The organism is Stieleria tagensis (assembly GCF_024129865.1).
In the GTDB taxonomy this organism is placed as follows: Bacteria; Planctomycetota; Planctomycetia; order Pirellulales; family Pirellulaceae; genus Stieleria; species Stieleria tagensis.
On record NZ_JAMYFE010000009.1, the window covers coordinates 1 to 20,388 of the forward strand.

The following is a 20,388-nucleotide window of genomic DNA, read 5'->3' on the forward strand; positions in this document are numbered from 1 at the left end:
CAAAACTCACGCGTCGGGTTGGGATGAAAACACACCTCCAAAATTCACTCCGCTCGAATCCTCTCTGACGACCTGCTCGCTAGTTCAACAATCCTGCAAAATACGACTCGTAGCTGCGGAGGGAGCTTCCGGGTAGTACCACGGACGTTCCGTCGGGGAAGGTGATTTTGCAATCGCTGCGGACGTAGCCGGCGATCTTTTCGATGGTTGTTTTTGCAAGCAACCCGCGTGCGATGGCTTTGATTTCCAACGCGGTGTCCGGTGTGGGCTGGCTGACGGTGAAGCAAATCAACGTCGCATCGATCTTGGTCAGCACCGCATTTTTGATCGCTCCGGCTGTCTCAGCGTCGCGATAGACACAGCGCACCGTACCGGGATGGGCGCCATCGCCGACCAAGTAGTCCAGGGTCTGGACGACTTGCGGAGACGCCGTTTTCTGATCGCAGTGTTCCAAGACTCGGGCGGCGTTGGCGGTGTGATAGCGATCGATGGTGCGTGCGGCATCGGCGCGCAGGAAGTAGGCGGTCACACGCAAGGCTTCTTCGCCCGTCCAAGGTGGCAGCAGGATCGATTCACCGGCCAGCAATGCCGTGTGGGCTTCCGATTCGGGCAAATTGGCCAGAACTTGTTTGCGGCCGCCGGCCGCCATCTCGACCAGGTCCGTCAAAAACTGTTCGCACAGCGGACTCGACGGTTCGATCATCGGCGAGTGATACAGAAACGGTGGCTCCTCGGTCAGATCATTGATCCACTGTGCTTGGGTGTGTGTGTCGGTCGCATTCCAAATGTGCGAGCGTTGCAAGCGGTCGATCGCCTGTTGCGGATCATCACCAAAGTGTTCCAGTGCGAATGCGGCCAGTGACCAGATCGCGCGTTCGGTTTGTTCTTCGCGACTGGCATCGACATGGCCGGCGTGGAACTGAATCTCCAGACGTTGCGCTGCGGCGAATTGCCAAGCGTCGATGGCGGATTTGTCCATGCGATGATGGGAGGGAGTCATCACGTGCGCCAGCATGAATGACTCCAGGCGTTCGACGACCGTCATCCGCTGCGCCGCGGACAGAGAATTGGCGGGTGCGTAACCGGCCGGCCGAGGGCTTGATCCGCTGGCCAGATGCCGCATCAGCGACACTCGGCCGTATTCGTCGCGCAGGGTCAGCACCGCAATTTGTTTCATCGCTTCGACCCGTGCGGTATCGCTGATCGACAGTTCGCTGGCCAGGTGTACGAGTTCGACGCCATAGATCCAGTGGGCGTCACGGTAGCGAACCATGGGGCTGTATACCGAAGCGACTTCGATGGCGACGATCTCGACCAATTGGCGGATCAGTCCGACGGCTTGTTGGTCGATCACGTGGCCGCCCAATTTTGAAGCGCCGTAGGTCGTTGCCTTGCTGGCGGCCCACCAGGCGACCAGCGTGATCGGATTGGTGCTGATCACGATCCGGCCCGCGAACAGGACTCCGGATGCCACGTCGATATAGGGTTTGGCCGATTTGTACATGCCGTAGGTTTTGACGGCGCGGATCACCACATTGTAAATCGTGCGAAAATCATAGCTGGCCAATCCACCGGGCAGGTTTTCGACAGCGACCAGGAACCGCAATGCCCCGCGGCCGGCCGCTCTGGAGAGGGCTTCGACGTTGGTGTTCAGCAAGGGGGATTCTTCGCCCGGGCGATAGATCGCGGCGACATCCGCGACCAAGGCGATCAAATCGTCACGGATTTTCTGGTCGTTGAACGCCATTCTGTCACCCTCTTGGCGGCGATAGGCGTCTTGTTTCAGACTGTCGAACAATTCCTGTGTTTTCTGTTCGATCAATTCAAACAATTCGCGATCATGGCGAGCCATCGGGTCGTTGGCCGCCGGCAGGGTCGCGTCGGGCGGCGGAATCGATGCCCCCGGCAGCGCGTCGCGGAATCCGATCGCGTCGGGAAACTGCATCCACTGCTGTAACGCCAGGGCTCGTGCGTTCAACGCTTGCTCACGCGTCGTCAGCGAATTGGCTTTTTCTTGCAGCCAATCCTTTAACTCGATTTGTTCGTCATCCAGCGGATTGGTTGGACCGTCGCTGCCGCCCTGCCCTGCCCCGTCGCGGCGTTTGCGGTCACGAGGCCGGCGTCCGCTCAAGCGAACTGCATCGACCAGCGCGGCCGCCAACGGCAAAAATCCCAACGCACCCAAACCGGTCGAGGGCAGCCGGATTCCCGAGATCGCCGAAACCACGAGGACCGAGGCCACGATCGCGCCGGCTGATAGAGAATACAGTGGCAACCGTTTGACCCCGTCGACATCCATTGATTCGCTCGTTGCTTGGCGCGGATTATTCGTCAGCCGTTGAGCACTCGCTCACGGTTCCTTGGTTGCCAACATTGCATCGGTCGATGCCAATGTCGTGGATTATCCGCGTCTAGCGAATGGTCGCCAGATAAATTCACCCCAGGAACCAGCCAAACCAATCAGTGTAGCGGATCCGCCCCTAGCAACGAATCTTGACGAAGTTGCGCGGTCTGTGCCACGCAGTTCAGCGGAATGCAGTACCCTTACGGGGAACTTTTGGGGAGGCGATCGTCCACAACCAATTCCGCGATGCTTTGGTAGCGCCGAGTGACAGTGGAACTGACTACACTCGCGTCTGCTCGACTGGAACTTGGCGGATCCGGACGATTTAGTCTCGTCGTTTTTTTAAATCATGCAGCCTGCTTGCTCGGTACGCTTGGCACACAGTCTGCAAGAGAAACCCGTCATGCAAAAACAATCTTCTTCGACCGGTTCGGCCTCTCAAGTCCAATCCTTGGGGCCGATCCCCAAGTTGCCCAACTACGAGACGGGCGGTTTTTTCGACGAATTGGTTGATGTGAACAACTTGGCGCGTCCGGATGCCGAAGAGCTGGTGTCGCTATTCAATCGCTTGCCGCCAAAGGAACTGTTGCGGCGTCAACACGCGATCGAGCAATCGCTGTACCGGATGGGAATCACCTTCACGGTTTACAGCGACAAAACTGGCACTGAAAAAATCATGCCGTTTGATGTGGTACCGCGAATCGTTTCGGCGATGTTGTGGAAACACATTGACGCAGGGCTGAAACAGCGAATCCGCGCGCTCAATCGGTTCTTATGCGACATCTACAACGAACGTGAAATCGTTCAGGCTGGCATCATCCCCGCCGATCTGATCGATTCCGCACCGGCCTACTTGAAGGAGTGCCGGGGGTTGAAACCGTTCAATGACGTTTGGTGTCACATCACAGGGACGGATTTGGTCCGTGATGATTCCGGAACCGTTTATGTGTTGGAGGACAATTTGCGTTGTCCGTCCGGCGTTTCGTACGTGTTGCAGAATCGCCACGTGATGAAACGCAACTTTCCACAGGTCTTTAGTGCGTCGCGAGTCCGCCCGGTCAACGATTACAGTTCACGGCTGTTCCAGTTGTTATGCGACGTCGCGCCACCGCACGTTTCTGATCCGACTGTGGTTGTATTGACCCCCGGGGTCTTTAACAGCGCCTACTACGAACATTCCTATTTGGCTCAGCGGATGGGCGTGGAATTGGTCGAAGGCCGAGACTTGGTGGTCGAAGGCGACATGGTCTACATGCGAACGACCGGCGGTCTGCAGCGTGTCGACGTGATCTATCGGCGGATTGATGACGCCTTTTTAGATCCCAAGACCTTCCGCAAGGACAGCGTGCTGGGTGTGTCCGGATTGATGGACGCGTATCGCGCCGGAAACGTGACCTTGGCCAACGCACCGGGCACCGGGATCGCCGACGACAAAGTCATCTATGCGTTCGTCCCGGACATGATCCGATTTTATTTGGACGAAGAACCGATCCTTCCCAACGTGCCGACCTACGTTTGCCAGTTGGAGGAAGATCGCCAGTACGTGCTCGATCACATGGACGAATTGGTCATCAAAGCCGCTGGCGAATCGGGCGGATACGGGATCTTGATCGGAACCCAGTCGACCAAAGCCGAGCGAGACGAATTTGCCAAAAAGATTATTGAAGATCCACGCAACTGGATCGCTCAACCAACGCTCAAATTGTCTCGTTCGCCCACCATGGTGGACGACCATTTAGAAGGCCGTCACGTCGATTTGCGGCCCTACATTTTATGCAGTCGACCGGACGATGTTTGGGTCTTGCCCGGCGGTTTGACTCGCGTTGCACTGCGAAAAGGGTCGCTGGTCGTCAATTCCTCGCAGGGTGGCGGCAGCAAAGACACGTGGGTGGTTGCTGAACAAGGCCAACGTGTGGCGTCATCCAAAGATGGTGCCACCGAACCGCTCGATTCCTGAATTTTATCCATTCTGACATTACAGATTAACCAAGCCTATGCTCTCGCGAGTCGCTGAATCGATCTACTGGATGAGCCGCCAGGCCGAACGGGCCGAAAACCATGCGCGGTTCATCGAAGTCACGTTGCACATGATGCTGGACCAGACCGAGTACTTGGTCGATCCCTGGGAACCGTTGGTTCAAGTGACCGGCGATAACGCTTGGTTCGAAAAGAAGTACGGGAAAGCAACCTGTCAAAACGTCGTGCAGTTCTTGGCGTTTGATCGTGAATACCACAGTTCGATGCTGACCTGTTTGCACGCCGCACGTGAAAACGCACGCAGCGTTCGCGAGGCGCTGTCGACCGAGGCGTTTGAAGAATTAAACGCGTTCTACCACTTTGTTCGTGACAGCAGTACATCGCAGTTGACCGACCCGACCGCGATGTTCTTTGATTCGGTTCGCTCGCATGCCCTGATGTGGACCGGCGTGCTCGATAGCACCATGTCACATGATATGGCGTGGCATTTTTTGAATGTCGGGCGATTGCTGGAGCGGGCCGACAAGACGTCTCGGATTTTGGACGTCAAGTACTTCAATTTATTGCCGCGGCTGGACGACGTCGGCACGGCAATCGATGATTTGCAGTGGTCGACGCTGTTGTTGGCCATCAGCGGATTTGAAGCGTATCGACGTGAACACCATTTGATGGACGTGCACAAGATCGTGGCCTTTTTCCTGTTTCACCGAACGTTTCCTCGGTCTGTCGACGCTTGTATCGCCGGCGTCGAATCATCGCTGCGGGAGATCGAAAAACTGTCGGGTTCAGACACACAGGGTGAAGCAATCCAGAAAATCACTTCGCTGCGGCTTCGGTTGAAAAACTCGAATGTCAAAGAAGTGCTTGCCGGTGGAATGCATCAATTCATCGATCGTTTGCAAGTCGAACTCAATGACATCGGTGACTCCCTGGTTCAAGACTACTTCTACGCAATCCAAACCGCATGACCATTCGCGTCGCACTTCACCACAAAACTCACTATCAATACGATCGCGCCATCGGACTCGGACCGCAATTGATTCGGTTGCGACCGGCCTACCACGGTCGCACCAAAATCGTTTCATATGATCTGACGGTGCGCCCGACCGAGCACTTCATCAACTGGCAACAGGACCCGTTTGCCAACCCGGTCGCGCGATTGGTGTTTCCCAAAAAGGCGCGTGAACTGTCGATCGTCGTCGATTTGGTCGCCGACATGACGGTGATCAACCCGTTCGATTTTTTTGTCGAAGACAGCGGTCCCTACACCGCCGAATCGTGGCCCTTCACCTACGCGCCGGAAATCAAACAGCAACTGGCGCCCTATTTGGCGGTCGACCCGCTGACGCCGAAGTTCGAATCATTTGTCGAATCGTTGCCGAAGTCGCGGGAGCGGGTGATCGATTTTTTGGTCGATGTGAACCGCATCGCACAGCAAACCATTGACTACACCGTGCGGATGGAACCGGGGGTGCAAACGCCCGAGAAAACACTAACACTGGCCAGCGGTTCCTGCCGTGATTCGGCTTGGTTACTGGTTCAGGCGTTCCGCAACATCGGTATGGCTGCCCGCTTTGTTTCCGGCTACCTGATTCAATTGGCTGCCGATGAAAAACCGGTCGATGGCCCCGCCGGACCGAGCGAAGATTTTTGTGATCTGCACGCCTGGACCGAAGTCTATTTGCCGGGGGCCGGTTGGGTCGGGCTCGATCCGACCAGTGGACTGATGGCCGGCGAAGGCCACATCCCGTTGGCGTGCACGCCCCACTACGCCGATGCCGCGCCAATCACCGGCGGACATGAAACGTGCGAAGTCGAATTCAGCCACGAAATGACGGTCACCCGGATCGAGGAAGGTCCGCGAACGACCAAGCCCTACAGCGATGCTCAGTGGCAACAAATCTTGCAGGCCGGTGATCGAATCGATGCCCAGTTGGAACGCGATGACGTCCGCATGACGATGGGTGGCGAGCCCACGTTTGTGGCGATCGATGACGCCGATGACCCCCAGTGGAATACCGACGCGGTCGGCGTTGAAAAACGAGTGCTCTCCAACCTGCTGTTGTTGCGGCTGCGCGATACCGTCGCACCGGGGGCGATGCTGCACTACGGCCAGGGCAAATGGTATCCGGGCGAATCTTTGCCTCGTTGGGCACTGACCTGTTTGTGGCGTCTGGACGGAGAACCGGTGTGGCAGAATCCAAACTACATCGCCGACGAAGGCGCCGATTATGGGTTCACCCACAGCGATGCCGACCGCTTTGTCAAACACCTCGCGGGTACGTTGGACATCGCCGCCCAATTGACCTACCCCGTCTATGAAGACACCTTTCATTACCTGTGGAAAGAAGGTCGATTGCCGATCGACGTCGATCCGGCGGATCCAAAATTAGCAGATCCAAACGAACGCGCGATGATGGTTCGCACGTTCACCCAGGGATTGAACAAGCCGGTCGGTTTTGTGATGCCGATCAAACGCGCCTGGTGGCAAGCCCATCCCGGTTGGGTCGGCGGCGTCTGGCCGGTTCGCGGTGGAAAACTCTTTGTCATCCCTGGCGATTCACCAATCGGATTGCGTTTGCCACTCGACAGTCTGCCGGCCGCCTCGGCGGCTTCGCCGGTCGATCAACTGCCCTACGATCCGTCCGCACCGCGCAGCCCGCTGCCGACGGTGTCGACGATCCAACAAGACGACAAGCGAATCCAACAAATCAATGAACAGCATCTGGCGCAGCGAGACGAACAACCCAATGCCGAAATCGTGCCGACGGCGTTGTGCGTTGAATGTCGATTCGGACGCTTGCATGTCTTCATGCCACCGACGCAACGTCTAGAAGATTACCTGGACCTGATTTCTGCCGTCGAAGAGACCTGTGTCGATCTGGACATGCCCGTGGTCTTGGAAGGTTACCTGCCGCCACCGGATCACCGTGTCGAAATGTTCAAGGTCACGCCGGATCCAGGTGTGATCGAAGTCAACGTGCAACCGACCGCCAATTGGAAAGAATTGGTGGAGTTGACCGAGACGTTGTACCGTGAAGCTCGCCAGTGTCGTTTGACCGCTGAAAAGTTCGACATCGACGGTGCTCATACCGGCACCGGCGGTGGCGCTCACATCGTGATGGGCGGCAAGACACCGACCGACAGTCCGTTCATTCGGCGGCCCGATGTGCTGGCCAGTATGATTCGATTCTGGCACAACCACCCTGCCCTGTCGTACCTGTTCAGTGGCAAATTTATCGGCCCGACCAGCCAGGCGCCGCGGATGGATGAAGCCCGCCGCGACAGCGTCAACGAAATGGAAATCGCGTTGACGGAGATGGAAAAATTCTATCGCGAAGGGCAAACGATCATGCCTTGGACGGTCGATCGTTTGTTCCGTGATTTGATGGTCGATTTGACCGGCAACACACACCGCGCCGAAATCTGCGTCGACAAACTCTACTCGCCCGATTCCAGCACCGGACGTTTGGGGCTGGTCGAATTGCGGGCCTTTGAAATGCCGCCCAACGCGCGGATGAATCTGGCTCAGCAATTACTGATCCGCGGGATCGTGGCCGCATTTTGGCACAAGCCCTACGAGGCGCCGCTGACCCGCTGGGGCACTTCGCTATACGATCGTTTTCTATTACCACATTTTGTCTGGAACGATCTGCGTGACTTGGTCGGGGTGCTCGGTCGACACGGCGTCGATTTGTCACACGAATGGTACTTGCCGCAATTTGAATTTCGGTTTCCCAAGATCGGCGAAGTGACCTTGGGCGACACCCACATGGAAGTCCGGTCGGCGATCGAACCCTGGTACTTGATGGGCGAAGAACCGTCCGGTGGCAGCACCGCCCGGTTTGTCGATTCGTCGATGGAGCGGGTGCAGATTTGTTTGGACGGTTTTGATCCGGCGCAGCATGCGGTGCTGTGTAATGGACGTCGCGTGCCGATGCATGCCTCCGACATCGCCGGTCGCTATTTAGCCGGCATCAAATTCCGTGCCTGGCAGCCGCCGCGTTGTTTGCATCCGACGATCGGAGTCAATGTGCCCTTGCAGTTTGATGTCGTTGATCGCACCACGGAGCATTCACTAGGCGGTTGTCGTTACTTTGCAGCCGACCCCAGCGGACGCTCACACGACGTGTTCCCGATCAACGCCAACGAAGCCGAATCGCGCCGCGCGGCGCGATTCCATAGCGGCACCCTGACCGGTGGTCGTCTTGTGATCCCCGATCTGCCTCCGATCGACGCGCCCAACGATTTCCCGATCACCTTCGATCTGCGCCGCAGTTAAACGGCCGCCGTTTCCGCGTCTCCTTTTCCCGTAGCTGGACCGGCCACGGTTCAGACTCCCCTTCCCTGCCGGCCGACTGAACCCTGGCGGGATCAGCTACGGTCTCGCTCCCCCGCGCGATGGCGATTTTGATGTCCGACAGCGTTTCCGCGTCTCCGTTTCCCGTAGCTGGACCGGCCACGGTTCAGACTTCCCCTTCCCTGCCGAACGACTGAACCCTGGCGGGATCAGCTACGGTCTCGCTCCCCCGCGCGATGGTAATTTTGGTGGCCGATAGTGTTTCCGCTTCTCCGTTTCCCGTAGCTGGACAGGCCACGGTTCAGACTCCCCTGCCGGCCGACTGAACCCTGGCGGGATCAGCTACGATCTCGCTCCCCCGCGCGATGGCGATTTTGGTGTCCGACAGCGTTTCCGCTTCTCCTTTTCCCGTAGCTGGACCGGCCACGGTTCAGACTTCCCCTGCCCTGCCGGACGACTGAACGCTGGCGGGATCAGCTACGGTCTCGCTCCCCCGCGCGATGCCCATTTTGGTGTCCGATAGTGTTTCCGCTTCTCCGTTTCCCGTAGCTGGACCGGCCACGGTTCAGACTCCCCCTGCCCTGCCGGCCGACTGAACCCTGGCGGGATCAGCTACGATCTCGCTCCCACGCGCGATGCCCATTTTGGTGTCCGACAGCGTTTCCGCTTCTCCGTTTCCCGTAGCTGGACCGGCCACGGTTCAGACTCTCCTTCCCTGCCCTGCCGGCCGACTGAACCCTGGCGGGATCAGCTACGATCTCGCTCCCACGCGCGAGATGTCCATTTTGGTGGCCGACAGTGTTTCCGCGTCTCCGTTTCCCGTAGCTGGACCGGCCACGGTTCAGACTCCCCCTGCCCTGCCGGACGACTGAACCCTGGCGGGATCAGCTATGATCTCGCTCCCCCGCGCGATGGCGATTTTGGTGGCCGATAGTGTTTCCGCTTCTCCGTTTCCCATAGCTGGACCGGCCACGGTTCAGACTCTCCTTCCCTGCCCTGCCGGCCGACTGAACCCTGGCGGGATCAGCTACGATTTCGCCCGCCTGCGCGATGGTAATTTTGGTGGCCGATAGTGTTTCCGCTTCTCCGTTTCCCGTAGCTGGACCGGCCACGGTTCAGGCTTCCCCTGCCCTGCCGGCCGACTGAACCCTGGCGGGATCAGCTACGGTCTCACTCCCCCGCGCGATGGCGATTTTGATGTCCGGCAGCGTTTTCGCTTCTTCTTTTTTACTTCCCTTGCTGCGAAAGGGGAGTCTTTGTTGAACGATACCACTGGGGTGTACCGAACCAGTCGTGCATTTCTTTTTCGAACGGTGCCACGACTTCCCGGGGTTCTGGAAACACACCTTGGTCCTGCGTTTCGATCATCCAAACGGACAACGCCGCGCGCATTCGGATCATCGCTGCTTGGTGTTCCGGATTCTCCGACTTCGCCAGATTGTTGATCTCATGCGGATCGCTTTCAGTATCAAACAGTTGCTCTTCCGGGACCGTCGGCGACATCAACGCGGCGGTTGGACCGGACAACTTGCCTTCCGCCATCAACTGACGCATCAGTGGCTTGATCGGAAAACACTTTTCCTTGTAACGATTCAGTGATGTGAAGTGCCGATCCGGGAAGTAGTTTCGCAGATAGTGATACTTCTTGCCACGAACGCTTCGAATCCGGTTGACTGTCTCGTCAATTCGGTCTCGCGCCGAAAACGCGTATTGCCGCTCCGGCCCAAGTTGATTGCCCAGGAAAATTCGTCCCTGCATCCCGAGTGGTCGATCGATTCCAGCGAACCCGAGAGTGGTGGGAGTGATGTCGATCAAACTGACCACCTGATCGCTGACGGAGCCGGCGGTGTAATTGGCCGGGGCGGGGAAGTTTTTTGGCCAATGAATGATCATCGGAACATGCAATCCCGTGTCATAGCACCAGTGAATGCCGCGTGGCTCAATTCGACCGTTGTCACCAAAAAACATGATGATGGTGTCATCCGCCAGACCTTCACTTTCCAATTGTGCCAGAACGCGGCCAATCGTCTTGTCCATCCCCGAAATCGAGTTCAGGTAGCGCGCCCATTCCTGTTTGACCAATGGGTGATCGGGATAATAGGGCGGCGGGGAGACGTTGTCGGCTGTCGCGATCTGCTCATGTTTGTTTTCCCCTTTCCACTCCACACGGGGCTGCTGCCAGGTTTGCCGATCGTAGATGTCATACTCTGCTTCCAACGTATTGATTTGCGCAAAGAACGGCTGGTTGCCTTGCAGGTCCTCCCACTTGTTGGTGTCGTATAACTTGCCTTCTTCCACGAAGTTCAAGTCTAGCTTTCCGGATCCGATCTGTTCTTGCCCCATCGTGGCGATGTTGCCGGTGAAATAGCCGACGTCTTTCAGACGATGAGTGATCGGTCGCACACCCTCGGGAAGCCGGTACCCATCGGTTCGATGCGAACGCATGTTATGTGTGTCAGTGGTTGTCTGATACATGCCGACAAAGAACGCGCTACGACTGGGGGCACAGACCGGCGAGGTCGAAAAGACGTGGGTGTATCGCACGCCATTTGCCGCCAGCCCATCGAGCGCAGGCGTTTTGACGTTTTGTGCACCATAGCACCCCAAGTCGAGCTTTAAATTTTCACCGACGATCCATAGGATGTTCGGTTTCTTCTCACTCTCGGCCGGATTCGCGTAGCCAGCCGATGCGAGCAGCATGCCGCAGAAAATCAGCCAGGAGAGCGAGCGGAGATTTCGTTTCAACATGGTTTCTCTGGTAGATAAATGATTGCTATTCGAAGTCCACCTTCTCGCTGATTGACGCCTGAGTGGCTTGTCGGCGTCAGTCTGCGGCTCGTTTCAAGGCTGACAGATTGCTGCGTGATTGATTGCGATAGAAATAGGGTGCACGTATCAGCCCTGTCGGCGGGCGGTTGTCTGCGGGCACACGCCAAATTTCTTGCTGATGGTAGGACATCCAGATTTCGCGCGTCGTGAACCGGCCGATCGAATAAGTCCACTGCAACTGGTCCTCGATTCGTCGGGCTTCGATCAATAACAGTGCCTCGGGGTCGGTTCCGGCGGATGAAACAAAGGCAAACAGTGCACTCTCGATCACGTCCCCGGTGTCGGTCGATTGACGTGCGATGGGCTGGGGAAGCAAGCGGAGTTGGTTCTCGACGTTCGAGTCGGTGACCTGCATGCCAAGCGAAAACGATCTCGCCAAACCGCGCATCTGAACCAAACGACGCGGCGCCGAGTTGGCCGGTGTGGGAGCGTCTTCGATGAGTTTGATCGGCGGGACATTGGTTGGAATTTGCCAAGTCTGTGAATCGCCCAACGCGACGTCATGGATGGGTTGATCGGCGAACGAATGGAACTCTTGGAAAAACTGAATGTCGCCGGTTTCCTGCAACTGCGATCCCAGACAGCCGACCAGTTGAATACGGCCTTGGGCAGTGTAAACAAAGAGATCACCCGACCATCCACCGAGACTGTTCCAAGATAAAATCGGCTTCTCTTGGACACTGATTTTGGTATCGGAATCGGCGAGTAGGAATTCCAATTCAGCCGCGTGCCCCCGGTAGGCATCGCGTAGCAGTTGCATCCCCGGCGCACCGTCGGTTGCCGCGCGATCGCTCTGAGCGCAGAGTTGCGTGGGGAGTGAGAAGTGAATGCCGACGATGAGTGTCGAGCAGATTGCGAATGAGCGGGCAAAGCATTTCATGGCACTGGCCGATGCGCGTTTGGAAGTTGCGTTGTTGCAAGCCTCGGAGGGCGATACACGAAGTGCCGGCGGCGTGAGTCGCCGGAAGGCGGGAGATTTTTTTCCCAGCCCAGAGGGCGGCACATGGTCTCACGCAGCGCTGCATCATTGTGTCGCCCGCTGGGCTATGGGGGACTCATTCCTTCTTGATCCGGCGACTTACGCCGCCGGCAGTCCTTGTGCCGCCCGCTGGGCTTTAGAAAGCATAACTTCAAAACGCGTCAGCGAGGGATCACTGCCAGCGGTTTCACTGGGGATCTCTAGGTCTCGCCGAATCGAATGCACTGTCAACGAAAACGAATTGGCGTTCGCAGCGGCCCGAGTCGCTATTCGGCCGCGTCGGGGTTTTCGATTGGTTCGACGTCGACGCTGACTTTCAGTGTGTTGGTGCCGCCGCCGAGCACGACGCCGCGCATTGGGCTGACGTCATTGTAGTCGCGGCCCACACAGACCGGGATGTGGTCCATCGCGACCAAGCAGGCGTTGGTCGGGTCCAGGCCCAGCCAACCTAATTCCACACCCGCGTACACGTCCAACCAGGCGTGAGACTCATCGGCGCCGATCAGACGTTCTTTGCCCGGCGGGGGGACGGTTCGCAAGTAGCCGCTGACGTAACGCGCCGCCAGCCCGAGTGATCGCAGGCAGGCGATTTGGACATGAGCAAAATCCTGGCACACGCCGGCGCGCAAGCGGAACGCTTCTTCGGTCGTTGTGTTGACGTTGGTCGCAGTGCTGTCGTACTTGAATTGCTGGTTGACCCGGCGGGTCAAATCCAATGCGGCTTCGACGATGGGGCGGCCCGGTGAGAACGACGGCAACGCGAAATCGGCATACGCTTGGCTGGGTGTGATTCGCGGTGACAGAAAACGGTGTTCGGCGCAGCGCGGTGGTAACACGCTGGTGTCGTTGATCGCCAGCAGCGTCTCCCAGGGTGCCGACATGGTGTTTGCCGTGACCGTCGGCCGCAATACGCTGACGTGACTATCGGCCTCGACCGTCAGCGACTGATGGATCGCTTCGATGGAGAACGTCACCACACGATTGCCGTAGTAGTCAAAGTGTTCGTCTTTGCTGGTCGGTTCCGGCGTGATGGTCAATTCGGAACGCTGGCAGGCCACGTTGGCTGTGGAGACCGGTTGCATGCGGACTTGGTTTTGGCACACCGCAACGTTGTTGCTGTACCGATACTCTGTCTTATGACGAATCCGATAATGCGTCACCGCGGCGGAGTCACCGTTGTTCGCAGCGCTGCCTGCTGTCGTGCCACCCGTACCGTTCATCGTCCCGTGCCCGTTAGCAACTGTTTGGATTCGGTATGGATCAAGTACCGCGCATTGATGGCTTCACCGAGCACCGGTAGGTCGTCGGCAAGTTTCGTGAGCAGGGTCTTGAGAGTTTCCAACGTGCCATCGGCACTGGTCTCACTCAATTTCATTGGATCAGCAGTGGTGATCCGATACTGCAGGTCCAGCACGATTCGCTGGATCGCGTCCAACCCCACAGGGCCTTCCACCGATGGCAGCTTGTCCATCAACGCGGCGACTCGATCAAGTTGGAACCGCAGCGAACGAGGGTTGGTTTCATCGGTGACAATCAAATCGATCACCGGCGCCAGTCGCACCAGATTCATGTATCGCGAGCGATAGGTCATCCGGCTATCGGTTGTTTCCAGCACCGCATCGCAGATGGATTTTCCCTCGTCGGTCGGGGGACAGAGCATCGTGATCAACAACTCGCAGGTGTGTTCGGCGCGTTCGAGCCGTCGTCCGAGTTCCAGGAATTGCCAGGCATGGGTGCGGACGAAGCTTTCGCTGGTCACACCGGCCAGCGCCAGTAAATCCACGATCAGAATGCCGACCCGTTCGATGGCTTCACCGATTCCGATTTCCGATTGACCGGAGCGTGTGGTGGACGTCACTGGACGCGTCAGTTCGCGTGAGGCGCGCTGCAGGATGCGGAAGGCGTCGACGGACAATCGGTCGCGGACGGCGGTGGCGTTGTGCATCACCGATTCCATCGTGCGGATCAAGCCGCGCGGCTGATCCGGGTCCATCACCGATGCCGGTAGCGTCTGTTCGACATGCGGCAGGTTGACGACAAATGAGTCGACGGCGAATCCCGGTTCGATTTGGCCCATCGATGCCAGCGTGTAGACCAGTCGTCGCACTTCGACCAGTGAATCCCATTTTTCTTCGCCCGCGATCCTGGCCAGCGTGGTTCGCAATACCCGCGCAATCGCCTCGCCGCGTTCGGCGTAGCGCCCCAGCCAATACAGATGCTCGGCGACACGACTGGGCAGTTCATCACCGCCGCGGCGCAGCCGGATCACGGTGGTTGAATCCGGAAGCAGGCTCGTGGATTGATCGACCGGCGACTCGCTGGTGACCCAACAATCTTGTGTCATCTGGCCACAGACCGGTGAACGCGACAATTCCAGTTCGTCGTTGCCCACTCGAGCCAACGCGCCGGGCATCACGTGAACGGCATCCGGGGTTAACAATTGGAACGTCCGCAATGCCGCCTTTTGCGATTTGACTTGTCCATCGATCCAGACCGGGGTTTGGCTGAATCGAAGCTGTTCCTGAGCGATGAACTTTTCCGGGTGCGCGGTCAGTCGTTGCACAAACGATTCGCGATCGGCCGCGGACAATTGCGATACCATCACCGGGGCTTCGCTGGTCACCGCCATCGCGCCGCGAAAGATCAACTGATCCAGGTGATCCATCACATAGCTGCGGTGCCGGGGATCACCACACCAATAGGTCTTGGCCGATGCCAATTGCAACGGGCCGCCAAAGAAGAATTGCTGGGCCGCATCCAGGTATGGCAACAAGCCGGGTGTTTCGACCAATCCACTGCCGATGGTGTTGACGACCGCGACGCTGCGTCGGCGAATGCAGCGCAGCAGTCCGGTCACGCCTTCCTGCGATCGGGAGTCCAGTTCTAGCGGGTCACAGTTGCGATCAGAGATGTGTCGCCACAGCACTTGGATCGGTTGCAATCCACCCAGCGTTTTCAAATTCAATCCGCCGCCGCGAACCGCCAGGTCACTGCCTTGAACCAGCGTGATTCCCAGATAGCGTGCCAGGTAGGTGTCTTCGAATTCGCGGTAGCTGCCGCTAGGCGGTGTCAGCAGCGCGACGCGTGGATTTTCACGATGGCTGGGGGCCAGTGATTGCAGGTGTTCTTGCAGCGATTCGAAAAACGAAGCCAGTCGCAACGTGTTGCTGCTGCGGATCAAACTGGGCATCGCGCGACTGGTCACGACGCGGTTTTCCAGCAAGTAACCCAGCCCACTGGGGGCGCGCGTTCGGTCGCCTGTGACGCGCCATTGACCGTCGGAGGCTCGCACCACATCGGCGGCAGTGATGTGCAGTTTCTGTTGCGATTTTTCCAAGCCGTGGTAGGCGCGATAGAAGTACGGGTTGGTCCACAGCAACTCACCCGGCACCACGCCTTCGCGGATCAACCGCTGAGGACCCAGCAGGTCCGCCAGCACCTCGGCCAACAACAGGGTTCGCTCGGTCAACCCGTCGTGCAACGTTTGCCATTCACTCGATCCGATCACAAACGGGATCGCCGACAATTTCCAGGGTCGATCCGGTGCCCCGACTTTTTCATCGGCGTGAAACGTGACTCCGTTTTCGCGGATGAATTGTTCGATCGAATCGGATCGTTGCCGCATCACATCGACGCCCAACGATTCAATCTGGTCGGTCAACGACGACCAATGGGGGCGCACGCAACCATCGGCCGATCGCCGTTCATGGAAATCCAGCGGATCGAGTCTGTCGTCGTTAAACACCGAACTGGTTTGGAGCGTCGTGTTCAATCGTTGAATCTGTCTTGCTTGCTAACGAAAAGGAAACTTGTTATCGGTTCGCATGATAGCCGGCCAATAGCCGTAGCATAGGATCGGCTCAGATCGATGGTAGTCTGTCGGGAATGAACCGATTGGGATGCCCCCCGTAGCTGGGCCCGCCAGGGTTCAGTCGGTCTGAACCCTGGCGGGATCAGCTACGGGGGGAGACGGGGTCTGAACCCTGGCGGGATCAGCTACGGGGGGAGACGGGGTCTGAACCCTGGCGGGATCAGCTACGGGGAGAGACGGGGGTCTGAACCCTGGCGGGATCAGCTACGGGGGGAGACGGTGGTCTGAACCCTGGCGGGATCAGCTACGGGGAGAGACGGGGTCTGAACCCTGGCGGGATCAGCTACGGGGGGAGACGGGGGTCTGAACCCTGGCGGGATCAGCTACGGGCGGAGACGGGGGTCTGAACCCTGGCGGGATCAGCTACGGGGGGAGTGCGGCTGGTTCGTGTTGCGAGGATTTTAAAGGCGTGCAACGGACACGATTCGTTTGTGCCCGGCCAGGTCTTTGATAAACCGCAGCTCGCCGAGTTCATCGAATTCACCCACCAGTTCCGCCACTGCGTCGGCGATCATCGGACTGAGTTCGATGATCAACCGCCCGCCGGGATTCAATCGGGAACAGGATTCGGCCAGTAAACGCTGGATGATTTCAGTGCCTTTGGGGCCCGAAACCAGCGCTGATTTGGGTTCGTGTTGGCGAACGGTTGGTTCCAGTTCGGCAAACTCGCTTTCGCTGACGTAAGGCGGATTGCTGCAGATGATGTCAAACGTTTCTTGGGGATCCAGTGACGCCATCAAGTCACCGTGCAAGAACCGAATGCGATCGGCGACCGAGTGTGTTTCGGCATTCCATTGCGCGATCTCTAGCGCCGGTTGGCTGATGTCGATGGCGGTGATTTCGGCGGCCGGTTGATGGACGGCAAAGGAGATCGCAATCGCGCCGGTTCCGGTGCCGACGTCGACCATTCGCAGCGGGTGGTCCAGATCGGTCATTGCTTTGGCGCAGTCGAGCGCTTCGATCACCAGGTGTTCGGTTTCTGGACGTGGGATCAAGGTGTGTTCGTTGACACGAAACCGCAGCGAATAGAATTCTTTAAAGCCGACCAGTTGGGCCACCGGCGTGCCCTCGCCGCGGCGCCGCACCAGTTCGCGAAAGGCCGCGCGCTGTTCTTCGCTGGGTTCCTGCTCGAACGCGGTGTACAGTTCGATCCGACTACAGGAGCGCGCGTGGGCGAGCAACACTTCGGCATCCAGTCGCGCCGAGTCGCTCCCGCGTTTCTGAAAGAACTCCGTGGTCCATTGCAGCAGGCGCAAGATGGTCCATTGATCGTCGGACATCAAACATTGGGTGGTGTGAGAGGGGGCGGAAAGTCAGCCATTGATCAGTCGATCATGTCGCCGCGCAGTTGGTCGCGGTCATATTCGATCAGGGCTTCGGTGACCGGTAGGACATCACCGGCCAGGATTTGATCCAGTTTGTAGAGCGTCAAATTGATGCGGTGGTCGGTCAGTCGGTTCTGCGGGTAGTTGTAGGTGCGAATGCGTTGGCTGCGGTCGCCGGATCCGATCAGGCCTTTGCGTTGTTCGGCCTGTTTGGCGGCTTCCTCTTCACGTTTCTTTTCATAGATCCGAGCCTTCAGCACCCGCAGTGCTTTGGCCAAATTCTTGTGCTGGCTCTTTTCGTCTTGGCACTGCACGACGATTCCAGTTTCGTGGTGGGTCAACCGGATCGCCGACTCGGTCTTGTTAACGTGCTGGCCGCCTGGCCCGGAGGCACCAAATTTGTCGACGCGATAATCGTCAGCCTTCAGATCGATTTCCAAGTCTTCTGGTTCCGGCATCACCGCGACGGTGGCGGCACTGGTGTGCACTCGGCCTTGGGTTTCCGTTTCGGGGACCCGCTGGACGCGGTGGCCGCCGGATTCATAGGCCAGATCGCGGAACACGTTCTCGCCTTCCATGGTCAGCAGGATTTCTTTGAACCCGCCCATATCCGAGACGCTGCTGTCCATGATCTCGATCTTCCACGATTTGATTTCCGCGTAGCGTCGATACATCTCGAACAGATCGCGGGCAAACAGCGCGGCCTCCTCGCCGCCGGTTCCGGCGCGAATTTCGACGATACAACGTGTGCGATGACTGTCTTCGCCGCCGACGGTCATCGACAGCAGATCTTCCCAGATCACTTCGCGCTGCTTACGCAGATCGGCCATTTCGGCTTCGGCCATCTCCTTTTCCTCATGGTCCTCGGCTTCGGCCGCCATCGTCTTGCAACCGACGATCTCCTTGGACAGTCGTTTGAACTCACGATATTTTCCGGCCAATCGGGCCAGCCCGCCGTGTTCACGTGCCGTGGCGCTCATCCGTGCTCCGTCACCCACTACTTCGGGGTCGGACATGTCACGTTCGAGTTGTTCGAACCGGTTGAGTTTTTCTTCCAGCAGGTCGCGGATGCTGCTCATGGCTGACAGGGAGGCTTAAAAAGAGGGTGAGTCAGGGACAAGAAAAAACCGCATGGTCCGGCAGAAGGGCTCGGACCATGCGGCAGTGCGTAGCCTGTCGTCGATTCTCTGCGTGACTGCCAAGCGGCCGATGCCGGCCAAGCGGTGTGCGAGAGATCGATCGGCAAAGATCGAATCGCTATTTTTTCTTGCTTTTCGACTTCAAGCTGCCGTACGTACCGGCGGCAAATTTCTTTTGGAACTTGTCGATTCGACCGGCGGTGTCAACAAATTTCAGCTTGCCGGTGTAAAACGGGTGGCAGGCGTTGCAGATATCGACCTTCATTTCGCCGCCACGCACGGTGCGGGTGTCGAAGGAATTGCCACAACCGCATTTGACGCTGGTGGCTTCGTACTTGGGGTGGATGCCTTCTTTCATGGCACGTTCTCGTTGTTTTCTAAGGGTGCAAGCGGGGCTGGCTGGTGTACAGGTCCGCGAAGCCCCACAGAATAGGCAATGCAGCACCGATTCGGCAAGGGCTGTCTGATCAATTGCCAATGCCCCTCGGTTGGCTGTTGGTGTGGAGGATTTATCCGACCGGGTTTGGGGCTCGGGCAGAATCGTGCAGAGTCGGATAAATCCTCCACACCAGCGGGGGTGGACTATCGCATCGAGGAGGCTACCGAATCGATGATGGCGTCTAAGTCTTTTGTTGCGGCGTAGTTGATGGTGTTGGCGATGCGTGTCAGATCGGGCACCCGCCGGCGAATGTCTTCAAAGGTTTCGTCGTAGGCGTCCGAGTACGATTGGAAATCGATTTTGACGTTGGGGTTCACACGGTCGATCACCCGCTGGGCCAGTTGCAGGATCGAGACCGGCGTGTCGCTGCCGATGTTGTAGACGCGGCCGTGGGCGGCCGGCGTGTCGACCAAGCGAACCACGGCGCCGACCACGTCGTCGACATGAGCAAAGCAGCGGATCTGCTCGCCATCGTCGTGTACCACCAGGTTTTCTCCGTTTAACGCCGCGCTGACAAACCGCGGCAGCACCATTCCATAGGCTCCGGTCTGCCGCGGTCCGACGACGTTAAAGAACCGGCCGACGACGACCGGCAACTGTTTCTCCTTGTAAAACGCCAACGCCAGGAACTCGTCGATCGCCTTGGACACGCCGTAGCTCCAACGCGGTTTGGTGGTCGCCCCGAACACCAAGTCGTCTTCTTCGGACCAGACCGGTTTGGGGTTTTTGCCGTAGACCTCGCTGGTACTGGCGATGAAACAAGGCACCTGTTTGCCGCGTCGGGCACGTTCGCCCAACCGGTCCAAGATCAATTGCGTCGGGTAAACGTTCCGCTCGATGGTCTGGATGGGTTGTTTGGCAATCAACGCGACACCGACCGCTGCGGCCAGGTGGTAAACCACATCGGCGCGGCCGACGGCCTCGGCCACCAAGCGATCGTCTTCCACCGTGCCTTCGATGTAGTCCAGGTTCTCGTGATCGATGAACGATTCCAGGTTGGAAGCCTGGCCGGTCGACAAATCGTCGACGATCAGGACCTTTTCACCGCGGTTGAGCAAGTGTTGGGCAAGGTGGGACCCGATAAACCCGGCGCCGCCGGTGATCAAATTGGTTGGCTGGTTGGAACTGCTTGGCATCGGGGCAAAAAATCGGTTGACGGTGGGGTGAGGCGGCCGGAAGCGGGGT

12 protein-coding genes are annotated in these 20,388 nt (G+C 58.1%); 3 read left to right on the forward strand and 9 right to left on the reverse strand.

All coding sequences use genetic code 11. From position 1 onward, the window contains the following. Window positions 1–79: 79 nt before the first annotated feature. The gene (locus NHH03_RS00985; RefSeq protein ID WP_253153798.1) at window positions 80–2,299 is read right to left on the reverse strand and encodes a hypothetical protein; all 2,220 of its coding nucleotides are present in this window, start codon (window positions 2,297–2,299) and stop codon (window positions 80–82) included. A gap of 448 nt (window positions 2,300–2,747) precedes the next feature. Here NHH03_RS00985 and NHH03_RS00990 point away from each other — a divergent pair, with 448 nt between their 5' ends. The 3 genes from NHH03_RS00990 to NHH03_RS01000 are packed head-to-tail and all read left to right on the forward strand — an operon-like array spanning window position 2,748 to window position 8,603. After that, on the forward strand, window positions 2,748–4,301 hold the full coding sequence (locus NHH03_RS00990; RefSeq protein WP_253153800.1) for a circularly permuted type 2 ATP-grasp protein: 1,554 nt from the start codon (window positions 2,748–2,750) through the stop codon (window positions 4,299–4,301). A gap of 37 nt (window positions 4,302–4,338) precedes the next feature. After that, complete coding sequence (locus tag NHH03_RS00995; RefSeq protein ID WP_261364006.1) at window positions 4,339–5,289, forward strand: alpha-E domain-containing protein; 951 nt, start codon at window positions 4,339–4,341, stop codon at window positions 5,287–5,289. Then, window positions 5,286–8,603 carry a transglutaminase family protein gene (locus tag NHH03_RS01000; protein WP_253153804.1) on the forward strand — a complete coding sequence of 1,106 codons (3,318 nt, stop codon included), beginning with the start codon at window positions 5,286–5,288 and terminating at the stop codon, window positions 8,601–8,603. The genes NHH03_RS00995 and NHH03_RS01000 overlap by 4 nt, the downstream gene beginning before the upstream one ends. Before the next feature lie 1,245 nt (window positions 8,604–9,848). On the opposite strand, the gene NHH03_RS01005 is transcribed toward NHH03_RS01000, so the two are convergent. The 8 genes from NHH03_RS01005 to NHH03_RS01040 form a co-directional block, all read right to left on the reverse strand. Next, window positions 9,849–11,369, reverse strand: coding sequence for a sulfatase family protein (locus tag NHH03_RS01005; RefSeq protein WP_253153806.1), 1,521 nt, complete (start codon window positions 11,367–11,369; stop codon window positions 9,849–9,851). Between the two features lie 76 nt (window positions 11,370–11,445). After that, window positions 11,446–12,330 (reverse strand): hypothetical protein, encoded by an 885-nt coding sequence (locus tag NHH03_RS01010; protein WP_253153807.1) that lies wholly within the window; start codon window positions 12,328–12,330, stop codon window positions 11,446–11,448. A 365-nt stretch (window positions 12,331–12,695) separates the two neighbouring features. After that, window positions 12,696–13,649 carry a transglutaminase family protein gene (locus NHH03_RS01015; protein WP_253153808.1) on the reverse strand — a complete coding sequence of 318 codons (954 nt, stop codon included), beginning with the start codon at window positions 13,647–13,649 and terminating at the stop codon, window positions 12,696–12,698. After that, complete coding sequence (locus NHH03_RS01020; RefSeq protein WP_253153809.1) at window positions 13,646–16,201, reverse strand: circularly permuted type 2 ATP-grasp protein; 2,556 nt, start codon at window positions 16,199–16,201, stop codon at window positions 13,646–13,648. The genes NHH03_RS01015 and NHH03_RS01020 overlap by 4 nt, the downstream gene beginning before the upstream one ends. A 500-nt stretch (window positions 16,202–16,701) precedes the next feature. After that, window positions 16,702–17,580, reverse strand: coding sequence for a peptide chain release factor N(5)-glutamine methyltransferase (gene prmC, locus NHH03_RS01025; protein WP_253153810.1), 879 nt, complete (start codon window positions 17,578–17,580; stop codon window positions 16,702–16,704). 44 nt (window positions 17,581–17,624) lie between these two features. Next, window positions 17,625–18,704 (reverse strand): peptide chain release factor 1, encoded by a 1,080-nt coding sequence (gene prfA, locus NHH03_RS01030; protein ID WP_253153811.1) that lies wholly within the window; start codon window positions 18,702–18,704, stop codon window positions 17,625–17,627. A 178-nt stretch (window positions 18,705–18,882) separates the two neighbouring features. Next, window positions 18,883–19,122, reverse strand: a complete 240-nt coding sequence (rpmE, locus tag NHH03_RS01035) for a 50S ribosomal protein L31 (protein ID WP_253153815.1) — start codon at window positions 19,120–19,122, stop codon at window positions 18,883–18,885. Between the two features lie 224 nt (window positions 19,123–19,346). Further along, entirely contained in the window at window positions 19,347–20,339 is a 993-nt protein-coding gene (locus NHH03_RS01040) for an NAD-dependent epimerase/dehydratase family protein (protein ID WP_253153816.1), read from the reverse strand. Between the last annotated feature and the right edge of the window lie 49 nt (window positions 20,340–20,388).